Below are 10,684 nucleotides of genomic sequence, written 5' to 3' on the forward strand. Positions count from 1 at the left end.
TCATGGAAGCCGGTGACGACCACCGCATCCTCGACCCCGTTGGCGGCCAGCGTATCGAGCTGCCGGTCGAGCAATGACCGCTCGTTGAACTCGATCAGGCACTTGGGCTTCTCGTCGACCAGATGGCCGAGACGCGAGCCTTGGCCGGCGGAAAGAATGATCGCTTTCATGAGTTCGGCGGCCTTTGCTTGGAAATGCGGCGGCGATTGGGCATTAGCGTTTCAATCCGGGAAATGGAGCGACGCCCAAGTGAAAAAGATCGAGGCGATCATCAAGCCCTTCAAGCTCGACGACGTCAAAGACGCGCTCCACGAGGTCGGCGTATCCGGGCTGACTGTGTCCGAGGTCAAGGGCTTCGGTCGGCAAAAGGGCCATACCGAGCTCTATCGCGGCGCCGAATATGTGATCGACTTCCTGCCCAAGGTGAAGATCGAGGTGGTGGTCGAGGACGACCTTGCCGATCGCACTGTCGAAGCGATCGAGAACGCCGCCCGTACCGGCCGCATCGGCGACGGCAAGATCTTCGTCGTCGAGGTCGAACAAGCCGTCCGCATCCGTACCGGGGACAGGGGCGCGGACGCAATTTAGCGGGGCGCCCGCGATGGCGTGTTTTGATTGGGCGCGAGCGAGGCTACAGCCGACCGATGGACGACCGCCTCGCCTCCATGTCGCCCGACGAGCTGCGTCAGCACATGAGAGCGCTCGGCTATCGCACCCAGTCGGACCTCGCCGCCGCAATCGGTGTCAGCCGCTCGGCGGTCAGCCTGTGGCTCGAAGGCAAGGTCGGCGTACCGCGCCCGGTCGCGATGCTGCTCAGAATGCTGATCGCGGCGCAGCGGCGAAGCTACTGATTTGCCGGGACAGTCGCATCGACGCAAGGGCGGGAACGGACGCGGCTGTCAGTCCGCCGAACGGCTGTGATTCATATATTCCGCGCGCATCTCGGCGAGTGTTTCGCGTGTATCTTGCGTGCACTTCGCCTCCGCAAGCTCTCGATCGATTACGGCCAGCTGAGTCGCGATTAAGGTCGTGCACGCGTTTACGTCGATGAGACCAGTCTCAACCGCGATTTGCCAAGCAACCCTCATGGACGTCGTGGTTGCTCCGAACGGGGCATTGGTCTTGATCTGATGCAGACTAGGCAAAGCATTTTCGGAAGCCCCAGCCTTTAGGCGCCGCAGGATTGCACTTCTCCACTTCCGGTCGCGCTCTGCGAGTAACAAAGCTTTTGCCCGAGCTTGCTGCGTCTCCGGATCGACGATCCTGCCGGATTCGAGCAATACGGGCGCGCTTTCGCTTGTGTCGCAATCATAGCCTGACCCTGCGACAAAAGCCCTCAAATCAGATTCGGCCAAAGCCTCGACGCGCGAATAGTGTAACGGCACGGAGCGGCAGGCGAACGGCCGTCGATCATAAATGCTGCAGCGTTTCGCGTGAAGTGCATTGCACGCGCCAGGACGAGTATCGAGCGTCAAAGCCGAGATGGTAAGGTACTGCGTATATTCCACCGCCTTTCCTCCCCGCTCTATTTTCGTCGGATACTTGCTAACCGCAAAAGCGGTCAGCAGCCGCTTCGACTGATAATAAACCTCGCTTGCCTTTTGTCGGCTGATGTCCTGTCCAGGAGAGTCGCGAAGCGCGCTGGGCAGGCAGTAAAGCCGAAACATCAAGCTAAAAACAAAGACGTCCGAAAGCGCCGCCGCTTCGGATAGCTCAACCTCCGGCGGACGATTGCAACATTTACCGCATTGTGTGCAGGCAAATCGCTGTCTGGCCGCGTTCATCAAGAGTTGCCTCTCCCTATAAGTGCCATACTCTTTCCAATGACGCTGGCGATCATGGGTAACGCTCGGTCAAGCATCCGCAAAGATCCAAAGCATGGCGAGCGCATTTCGCAGGCCTATACGCGGAAATTATAATCCATCCTCAGGATTACGCGGTCCGTGGCGCAGGCCTCGGCTAATGACGGTATGAACCGAGGAAGCGCCTATCGCCTTCGATCGCGGCCGGCGGCGGCGCCTTTGCCCGTGGAATGGGATCGGGGCTGGAAGGGTATTGGTGCCGGTCTCCTCGGGTTTCGCGACGCCGCCAGGCAAAGTTCCTACCGGCGAACGTCCCGAAAGTCACGAAAGCCTCAAAGGCCCCGAATCCGTGCGGCCGGCTCAACTTCGTCAATATATCGACACCCCGGGCTTTCGATCGCTCCACCGCCGCATCTCTTCAACGTGAAATCTTCACGGCTGGCGTGACTCCTGGGGCGGCCGCTGGAATGGCTGTGGGCGAACCGCGACGAGGGTTGCCGGTGATTCTCTCTCATCGAACTTATGGAGCCGACCATGGCGACCGCCGCATCCAAAGTGCTGAAGCAGATCGAGGAGCAGGAGATCGAGTTTGTCGACCTTCGCTTCACCGATCCAAAGGGCAAGTGGCAGCATCTGACGATGGTCGCCTCGATCATCGACGAGGACATGCTGACCGACGGCTTCATGTTCGATGGCAGCTCGATATCGGGCTGGAAGGCCATCAACGAGAGCGACATGATCCTCATGCCCGACCTCGACGCGATCTATGTCGATCCGTTCGCGGCGACGCCGATGCTGATCCTGGTGTGCAACATCGTCGAGCCGTCGACCGGCGAACTCTACGCCCGCGACCCGCGCTCGACCGCTAAGCGGGCCGAAGCCTATCTGAAGGCCACCGGCATCGGCGACACGGTGTTTGTCGGCCCCGAAGCCGAGTTCTTCATGTTCGACGACGTCAAATTCGAGGACGGCTACAACGTCAGCTATTACAAGCTCGACGACATTGAGCTGCCGACCAACACCGGCCGCGATTATGAAGGTGGCAACCTCGGCCATCGCCCGCGCGCCAAGGGTGGTTATTTCCCGGTCGCCCCGGTCGACAGCGCGGTCGACATTCGCGGCGAGATGGTCTCGACGATGATCGAGATGGGCCTGCCGTGCGACAAGCATCATCACGAGGTCGCCGCCGCCCAGCACGAGCTTGGCCTGACCTACGGCAAGCTGGTCGAGACCGCCGACCGCATGCAGGTCTACAAATATGTCGTCCACATGGTCGCCCATCAGTACGGCAAGACCGCGACCTTCATGCCCAAGCCAATCGCCCAGGATAACGGCAGCGGCATGCACACCCACATGTCGATTTGGAAGGGCGGCAAGCCCTTGTTTGCGGGCAACGGTTATGCCGGCCTGTCGGAAATGGCGCTCTATTTCATCGGCGGTGTGATCAAACACGCGCGTGCGCTCAACGCCTTCACCAATCCGACCACCAACAGTTACAAACGGCTGGTCCCGGGCTTCGAGGCGCCGGTGCTGCTCGCTTACTCAAGCCGCAACCGCTCGGCCTCCTGCCGCATCCCCTACGGTGCGGGCGAAAAGGCCAAACGGGTCGAGTTCCGCTTCCCCGATGCGATGGCCAACCCCTATCTGGCCTATTCCGCCTTGCTGATGGCGGGGCTCGACGGCATCGCCAACCGCCTTCACCCGGGCGAGGCGATGGACAAGAATTTATACGACCTGCCCCCGGCCGAGTTGGTCAATGTGCCGACCGTTTGCGGCAGCCTGCGCGAAGCGCTGGGAGCGCTCGCGGCCGATAAGGATTTCTTGTTGAAGGGCGATGTGTTCAGCGCCGACCAGATCGACGCCTACATCGAACTCAAATGGGAAGAAGTGATGCGCTGGGAAACCACCCCCAGCCCGGTCGAGTTCGACATGTATTACAGCTCATAATCGAGCCACTGGTTACCAATTCCTAACCCTCGCGCGTCATGATCGCCCGGTCATGACGTGCGAGGTCCGATCGATGAATAGTTTTCGCTCCGCCATCCTGTCGGGCAGGGGCCTCAAGGTCGACCCGCTGGTGCACGGCAAGGATTCGCGCGGCGCGGAGGGCGACGACCTGTCCTCGGTCGACGTGCCGCGCAGCGAAACCCGCACCGCCAACCACCGCGACGACGATCGTCACCGGCTCGACAGCGAGGCCGCAACCGTGCGCTATGAAGGACAGGATCACCAGGTCGACCTGATCAACCTGTCGGGCGGCGGAGCCATGATCCGCGCCGAATTTTCGCCTCGCCTGTGGGATCGAATCGATCTGGCCCTGGCCGAGGGCGCGGAAATCGAATGCGCGGTCCGCTGGCTGCGCGGCGATCGCATCGGACTTGAGTTCGCGCACGAAACCAAGATCGACTGCGACCCGGCGGCACGCGACTCGGTGCTGCTCGAAGTGCTTCGTCGAAGCTTTCCTGAGATGATCCTGCCCTCGGCGCCCGAGGCGGCGTGCTGGTCTGCGTCCGAGGACGACCCGGTCGTCAATTCGCGCCGCGCCGAGCGCCGCCATCCGCTGATCTGGTCAGGCGATATTATCTACAATCATGGCATCGAGCGAACCCGTTTGCGTAATATTTCGGAGCGCGGCGCCCTTGTCGAATGCCCGATCAGCTATCCCAGGGGCGCCGAGCTGTTGCTCGACCTTGGCGAAGCGGGGCAGCATTTCGCCACCGTCGGCTGGAGCTGCGCAGACAAAATAGGCCTGACCTTCGCCCAGCCGTTCGACCTCAAGACCCTGGCCAAGACGCGTCCCGACATCGCACCCACCCACGTGCCGTCCCGCCCGCTCGATCGCTCGGCAGACGAGGAGTCCGCCTGGGCAGAAGGCTGGAAGCGGCAGTCGGTCGAGGAACTGCGCGAAGACCTCGAAGGCTTTCTAAAACGCTGATTTTCAGTCGGTGATGAGGCTGGTCCGCTTGGTTTCGGGCAGCATCAGAAACCCCACCGTCGCCATCCCGATCACCACCGTCAAATACCAGTAGAAGCCGCTCTCCGCACCGGCTTGCTTGAACCACAGCGCGGCATATTCCGCCGTTCCACCGAACAGGGCGTTACCAAGGGCATAGGGCAGTGCCACGCCGAGCGTCCGGATGTGCGCAGGGAATAGCTCGGCTTTGATAAGGCCGCTGATCGAGGTGTAGGCGCCCAGGATCGTTAGCGGGATCAGCACCAGTCCGAGCGCCGCCAGCGGGTCGGTCGCGGTGCTCAGCGCGGTAAACACCGGCACCGATACCAACATCCCGCCGAAGCCGAAGAGATACAGCATCGGTTTGCGGCCCCACCGGTCTGCGGCCGTTCCCCACAACGGCTGGATGGCCATGAACGCCACCAGCGCGACGGTCATCACCCAGGTCGCATCGGGGCGCGAGAAACCGCTCGTGTTGACCAGATATTTCTGCATGTAGGTGGTGTAAGCATAGAAGGCCATCGATCCGCCCGCGCTGATCGCGGCGACGATCAGGAACTCCCGTGGATGGTCGCGCCACAATTTCAGCAAGGACGATTTGGGCCGGTCCTTGTCCTGCGCTTCGAACGCCTGCGTTTCGGCCAGTCGCGTCCGCAACCAATAGACCCCGAGCGCCAGTACGGCGCCAACCCCGAACGCCACTCGCCAGCCCCAAGCTTGCAACGCATCCTCGCTCATCGCCATCTGCAGGATCAGCACCACGGCGAGTGCAAGCAATTGCCCGCCGATCAGCGTGAAATATTGGAAGCTCGCCCAAAAGGCGCGGCGCTCCTTGATGGCCATCTCCGACAAATAGGTCGCGCTCGCACCATATTCGCCGCCGACCGATAGCCCCTGCAGCAGCCGCGCAATCAGCAGGACGGCGGGCGCGATCCATCCCGCCACAGCATAGGTCGGCGCGGCGGCGATCAACAGCGATCCTCCGGCCATCAACCCGACCGACAGCGCCAACCCCGACTTGCGTCCGTGCCGGTCGGAATAAATCCCCATCGCCCAGGCACCGATCGGCCGCATCAGAAAGCCAACCGCGAAGATCAAAGCGGCGCTCAGCAGCTCTGCCGTCTTGCTTTGTCCGGGCAGCAGCACCGGCGCGAAATAGACGGTCAGTACGGAGTAAGCGTACCAGTCGAACCATTCGACCAGATTGCCCGCCGACCCCCCGACGATCGCCCGGATGCGGCCGCCGTGCCCAACCGACTCAGGCACGCACGCGCGCGCGTTCGGCGGCGCGGCTTCCGTAAACGAAGTAAAGAAGCAACCCGATGGCTTGGGCGGCTAGGAAGAAGGTCTGGGTGAGCACCGGCAAGCTGATGAACAGATAGAGGCAGCCCAGGATGCCGACGATCCCAACCGGCCACGCCAGCGGCGCTCGGAACTTGCGCTCGCGGTCCGGCTCGCGGCGGCGCAGCACCAGCATTGCCGCGCACACCGCGACGAACGCGGCAAGCGTCCCGGCATTGGCGAGCGCGGCGATCTTTGCCAACGGGAATATGCCAGCGATGACCGCGACGACGATTGCGGTGAACATCGTGATCCGCACCGGCGTGCCGCGGCTCGATACGCGCGCCAGGCTCGACGGCAGCAGCCCGTCGCGGGCGACAGTGAAGAAGATCCGGCTCTGACCAAAGAAGAAGGCGAGGATTACGGTCGGTAGCGCGATCACCGCCGACGCGCCGAGAATCCGCGCCGCCGTCCCCTGCCCGATCTCGCGCAGGATCAGCGCCAGCGGTTCCGGACTGTCGGCAAACCTCGTGTAGCCGAGTGCGCCAATCGCGGTCGCGGCGATAACCATGTAGATCAGCACGCACACCGCCATCGATCCGACGATGCCGATCGCAAGGTCGCGGCCCGGGTTTTTGGCATCTTCGGCCGCCGTCGCGATCGCGTCGAAACCATAGAATGCGAAGAAGATGATCGCCGCGGCGGCCATCACCCCGACCTCGCTGCCGGCCGCACCCGAGCGCGGGAAACCATAGGGCATGAACGGGTGGAAATTGTCGGCGTTGAACACCGGCAGCGCGACCGCCACGAACAAGGCCAGCGCGGCCAGCTTAATGACCACCAGGATCGCGTTGAGCGTCGCGCTCTCGCGGGTTCCGGCGATCAGCAGTCCGGCCACCACGAAGATGATGAAGATAGCGGGCAGATTGATCACCCCACCCAGCTCCGGCCCGTTGACCAGCGCCGGCGGCAACCCCCACCCGACCGAATTCAAAAACCCCGAGGCATAGCCCGACCAACCAACCGCGACCGCGCTGACAACCAGGCTATATTCCAGGATCAGCGCGACCCCAATCATCCAGGCGATCAGTTCCCCGAACACAACGTAGGAGTAAGTGTAGGCCGACCCCGCCGCCGGGATCATCGTCGCCACTTCGGCATAGGCCAGCGCGGCGCAAGCGCAGATCAAGCCGGCAATGGCGAAGCTCAGAATTACCGCCGGCCCCGCCTTGCCCGCGCCCACCCCGATCAACGTCAGAATTCCCGTCCCGACGATCGCGCCAACTCCCAGCGCGACCAGATGCGGCCAGCCCAGCGATTGCGCCAGGCGATGATGCTCCGCCATGTCTTCGCGCGCGACGACAACCTTGCGTGTATTCCAGTTTCTCATTTGGCGGATCCCCTTGCGATTGTGCCGAGCCTAGCGTGCCATTTCGGTGGCGCAACTCCATCCGCAATAGGGTGTTCATCGGATCAAGGGCAGAGCGCCCTTCGCGACACGGAAAGACGGATTTCCCCATGCGATCAGCATTGTTGATAACGGCCTCGTTAATCGCCCTCATTCAGCCCGCCATCGCGCAAACTGTTCCTGACGATGACGAAGCCGAGGACCAGCAAGTCCCCAGGACCGAAATCGTCGTTACCGGCCAGCGACTCGACGCGGCCCGGTCCAAGGTCGAACCGAGCCTCGGCGCCTCGACCTACACGCTCAGCAATGAGGCGATCGAGCATCGACCAGGCGGCGAGACGCGCGACCTCGGATTCATCCTTGCGCAGGTTCCCGGCGTCCGGCGGGACGGGTCGGGCGCGCTGATTGTTCGCAACGCCCCGGGCAAGATTCAGTATCGTCTCAACAATATCATCTTGCCCGAAGGAGTCGCCGATTTCGGCGAATCCCTGAGTTCGCGGCTGGCCGACAAGACCGAGCTGATCACCGGGGCGCTGCCTGCGCAATATGGGCTGGTTTCGGGCGGCGTCGTCAATGTGACGACCAAGAACGGCCTGTATATGAAAGGGGGTCAGGCCGAACTCTACGGCGGAAGCCATCACAGCGTCGAACCAGCTTTCGAGTGGTCCGCCTCGCGCGGCGGCAGCAGCCTGTTCGCCTCGGGCAGTTTTCGCCGCAGCGACATAGGCCTCGCCCCGCTCGACGCCGCCGCCAACCCGGCCCACGATCGCATCCGCGAGCTCGAAGGCTTCCTGTTCGCCGACCATCTCATCGATGAGGAGCAGCGCACTTCCCTGATCCTCGGCAGCTCCAACGAGCGCAACCAAGTCCCGGGCCGCGCCATTGCCGGCCTCCCGGGCGCCGAGCATGCGCATGGCGAACGGCGAGTGAGTAATCATTATGCGATTGCCTTCTATCAGCGCAGCGACGAGGCGCTGACGCTCCAGGCATCGATGTTTGGCCTGGTCTCGAACGAAGTGATTCGCCCCGACGAGCCGCTCAGCCTCGCCGCCGACGGCGTGTCGCGCGCGACGCGCGGCTGGCGGCGTTCGGTTGGGACTCAGATCGAAGCCGCCTATGAAGCCGGTGCCCGCCACACGCTGCGCGCCGGGATATTGCTGTCCAACGACCGCGAACGCGAAGCCGAGCGCGACCTCGCCGGAACTCCGCTCGCGAGCGCGGCCTTATTCGACGCGGACTCGGTCGAGCACCGCGTCACGGCGAGCGCCTTCGTCCAGGACGAAGTTCGGCTGGCGCCGCGCCTGACGCTTAATGCCGGGCTCCGCTTTGACCATGTCACGGACGTCGGCGAGCCCGCGCAGCTCGGCCCACGCGCCAGCCTCGTCTATGCCACGCCCGCCGGTTTCACCGCGCACGTCGGCTATGCCCGCTACGTCGTCGCGCCCCCGCTCGGCGAGGCAGCGCCGCGCAGCCCGTTCAGCGGGGGCGCGGTGAACGACAGCGCTCGCGAGGAGCGTGACGATTATTTCGACGTCGGCCTCCAACAGAAGCTTGGCGAGTGGACGTTTGGCATCGATGGCTATTGGCGGTCGGCGCGCGATCTTCTTGCGCAGCGCGAATGGCAGTTCGCCCCGATCGAGCGCTCGTTCAATTATCGGCGGGGACGGCTACATGGCGTCGATCTTTCGCTGACCTATGCCGACGGGCCGGTGACCGCCTGGTCCAACTTGGCGCTCGCCCAGGCGAACGGCCGCGAGATCGTCTCCAATCAGGGCGAATTCAGCGCAGCCCAACTAGACTATGCCGCCGCCCATGATCTCCCGATCGACCAGGATCAGCGCGTCACCGCGTCTGGCGGTTTGTCCTATCGCTTCGGCCATCTTCTATTGTCGGGCGACCTGCTCTACGGGAGCGGCGCGCGGCGGACCGCGGCGGGTGGGGTGCCCAACGGCGCCCGGCTGCCGGCTCATGCTACGTTCGACTTGGCCGCCGTCTATCGCCTCTCGCTGATCGAAGGTCGTCCGCTCGAACTCCGCCTCGACGTGACCAACCTGTTCGACCGCAGCTATGGGCTCGGCGACGGTACCGGCTTCGCCGGCGGGGCGCCGCAATGGGCCGAGCGCCGCGGAGTATTCGTCGGCCTCGAGCAGTCGTTCTGATGCGCCCCGGATTTCAGGAACATCGCATCCACCAGATGTTCGAAGTGAGCGTGCTGCTCAAGGGCGCGCACGCGGTGATTGAATGCGTCGGCGGCCTGCTACTCGCCTTCACCAGCACTACGACGATCCTGTCGCTGGTCGAGCGGCTGACCCAGGACGAACTGGTCGAGGACCGCGGCGACTTCATCGCCAACTACCTGCTCGCATGGTCGCAGACTTTTTCGGTCGAAACCCAGCATTTCTATGCCTTCTATTTGCTCAGCCACGGGATAGTGAAGCTGGCGCTGGTCGGCGGCCTGTTGATGCGCAAGTTGTGGGCCTATCCCGCCTCACTGGTCGTGCTCGGCCTGTTCATCGCCTACCAGATCTACCGTTACACTCACACCCGATCGGCAGGACTGATCGTGCTGACCGTTTTCGACCTCATCGTGATGGTGCTGGTGTGGCACGAATATCGGTTGCTCCGGCGGCATTTGCCGGTCGACTAGCGGCGCTCAATAATCCTTGCTGACGCGGACGTTGGCGCTGGTCCGGCCGATGGTCGAAATGGACGACAGCAGGGACAGCCAGCGGGTCACCTGATACTCGACCCTCGTCGCCGAATAGCCTTGCCCATCGGTGATCACTTCGACGAATAATTTTCGGCCGATATATTTGCCCGCGGAAATCGCGGTCTTTTGTCCGGTCGCGACGTCGGCAGGGAGTATCCGCAGCCGGTCGAGCCCGACCGCCCGCCGCACCGCGTTGATCGGGTCGAGGCTACCCGATCCCGACTGCAGCGCCGCTACCGCACTCGCCAGCTGGAGCGCTTCGGGGGCCGACAGGTTGGTGATCGAGGTGCCGAACAGGATGCGTGACAGCAGCTCGTCCTGCGGCAGTTGCGGCACGCTGGCGAATCGGATTTCAGGCTTGAGCCCAGTCCCGCCGACGATCACGCTGGCGTCGAGTCCCTGGACTTGCGCCTCGGCACGAATGTCGAGCAGCGGGTCGGGCGGGCTTTCTCCGCGAAAGCGGATGATGCCGCGCTGCAGGCGGAAATTGCGCCCGGCGAACTCATAATCGCCGCGGATCAGGTCGGCGC

11 protein-coding genes are annotated in these 10,684 nt (G+C 63.2%); 6 read left to right on the forward strand and 5 right to left on the reverse strand.

Annotated elements, in window-relative coordinates; all coding sequences use genetic code 11:
• Nucleotides 1-170: NTP transferase domain-containing protein (locus H0W65_RS11065; RefSeq protein WP_294007612.1), on the reverse strand; the 170-nt coding region annotated here is incomplete at its 3' end.
• A gap of 79 nt (nt 171-249) precedes the next feature.
• On the opposite strand from H0W65_RS11065, the gene H0W65_RS11070 reads away from it, so the two are divergent.
• Both H0W65_RS11070 and H0W65_RS11075 read left to right on the forward strand, forming a co-directional pair.
• Nucleotides 250-588, forward strand: a complete 339-nt coding sequence (locus tag H0W65_RS11070; RefSeq protein ID WP_294007598.1) for a P-II family nitrogen regulator — start codon at nt 250-252, stop codon at nt 586-588.
• A 56-nt stretch (nt 589-644) separates the two neighbouring features.
• On the forward strand, nt 645-851 hold the full coding sequence (locus tag H0W65_RS11075; RefSeq protein WP_294007600.1) for a helix-turn-helix domain-containing protein: 207 nt from the start codon (nt 645-647) through the stop codon (nt 849-851).
• 48 nt (nt 852-899) lie between these two features.
• Here the strand turns inward: H0W65_RS11075 and H0W65_RS11080 are convergent, their stop codons facing one another.
• Nucleotides 900-1,784 carry a YkgJ family cysteine cluster protein gene (locus H0W65_RS11080; RefSeq protein ID WP_294007614.1) on the reverse strand — a complete coding sequence of 295 codons (885 nt, stop codon included), beginning with the start codon at nt 1,782-1,784 and terminating at the stop codon, nt 900-902.
• A 552-nt stretch (nt 1,785-2,336) separates the two neighbouring features.
• Between H0W65_RS11080 and glnA the strand changes: the two genes are divergently transcribed.
• Entirely contained in the window at nt 2,337-3,749 is a 1,413-nt protein-coding gene (glnA, locus tag H0W65_RS11085) for a type I glutamate--ammonia ligase (protein WP_294007601.1), read from the forward strand.
• 73 nt (nt 3,750-3,822) lie between these two features.
• Nucleotides 3,823-4,737, forward strand: a complete 915-nt coding sequence (locus H0W65_RS11090; RefSeq protein ID WP_294007603.1) for a PilZ domain-containing protein — start codon at nt 3,823-3,825, stop codon at nt 4,735-4,737.
• A 3-nt stretch (nt 4,738-4,740) separates the two neighbouring features.
• Here H0W65_RS11090 and H0W65_RS11095 read toward each other — a convergent pair whose 3' ends face one another.
• A complete protein-coding gene (locus tag H0W65_RS11095; protein ID WP_294007605.1) occupies nt 4,741-6,021 on the reverse strand; it encodes an MFS transporter in 1,281 nt (426 codons plus the stop codon).
• A complete protein-coding gene (locus tag H0W65_RS11100) occupies nt 6,014-7,381 on the reverse strand; it encodes an amino acid permease (protein ID WP_294007616.1) in 1,368 nt (455 codons plus the stop codon). The genes H0W65_RS11095 and H0W65_RS11100 overlap by 8 nt, the downstream gene beginning before the upstream one ends.
• Before the next feature lie 173 nt (nt 7,382-7,554).
• On the opposite strand from H0W65_RS11100, the gene H0W65_RS11105 reads away from it, so the two are divergent.
• Nucleotides 7,555-9,603 (forward strand): TonB-dependent receptor, encoded by a 2,049-nt coding sequence (locus tag H0W65_RS11105; RefSeq protein ID WP_294007606.1) that lies wholly within the window; start codon nt 7,555-7,557, stop codon nt 9,601-9,603.
• Nucleotides 9,603-10,091: a DUF2127 domain-containing protein gene (locus tag H0W65_RS11110; protein WP_294007608.1), complete on the forward strand. Its 489-nt coding sequence runs from the start codon at nt 9,603-9,605 to the stop codon at nt 10,089-10,091. The genes H0W65_RS11105 and H0W65_RS11110 overlap by 1 nt, the downstream gene beginning before the upstream one ends.
• Before the next feature lie 6 nt (nt 10,092-10,097).
• Here H0W65_RS11110 and H0W65_RS11115 read toward each other — a convergent pair.
• Nucleotides 10,098-10,684, reverse strand: a 587-nt coding sequence (locus tag H0W65_RS11115) for a translocation/assembly module TamB domain-containing protein (protein WP_294007610.1), incomplete at its 5' end; no start/stop codon positions are given.

The sequence above is a fragment of the Sphingomonas sp. genome (genome assembly GCF_013816785.1).
In the GTDB taxonomy this organism is placed as follows: Bacteria; Pseudomonadota; Alphaproteobacteria; order Sphingomonadales; family Sphingomonadaceae; genus Sphingomicrobium.

What these genes read in the sequence shown, in the direction of transcription:
- H0W65_RS11100 (WP_294007616.1), bottom strand. Translation starts at nt 7,381, where the DNA reads ATGGCGGAGCATCATCGCCTGGCGCAATCGCTGGGCTGGCCGCATCTG.
- H0W65_RS11080 (WP_294007614.1), bottom strand. Translation starts at nt 1,784, where the DNA reads ATGAACGCGGCCAGACAGCGATTTGCCTGCACACAATGCGGTAAATGT.
- H0W65_RS11090 (WP_294007603.1), top strand. Translation starts at nt 3,823, where the DNA reads ATGAATAGTTTTCGCTCCGCCATCCTGTCGGGCAGGGGCCTCAAGGTC.
- H0W65_RS11075 (WP_294007600.1), top strand. Translation starts at nt 645, where the DNA reads ATGGACGACCGCCTCGCCTCCATGTCGCCCGACGAGCTGCGTCAGCAC.
- glnA (WP_294007601.1), top strand. Translation starts at nt 2,337, where the DNA reads ATGGCGACCGCCGCATCCAAAGTGCTGAAGCAGATCGAGGAGCAGGAG.
- H0W65_RS11105 (WP_294007606.1), top strand. Translation starts at nt 7,555, where the DNA reads ATGCGATCAGCATTGTTGATAACGGCCTCGTTAATCGCCCTCATTCAG.
- H0W65_RS11110 (WP_294007608.1), top strand. Translation starts at nt 9,603, where the DNA reads ATGCGCCCCGGATTTCAGGAACATCGCATCCACCAGATGTTCGAAGTG.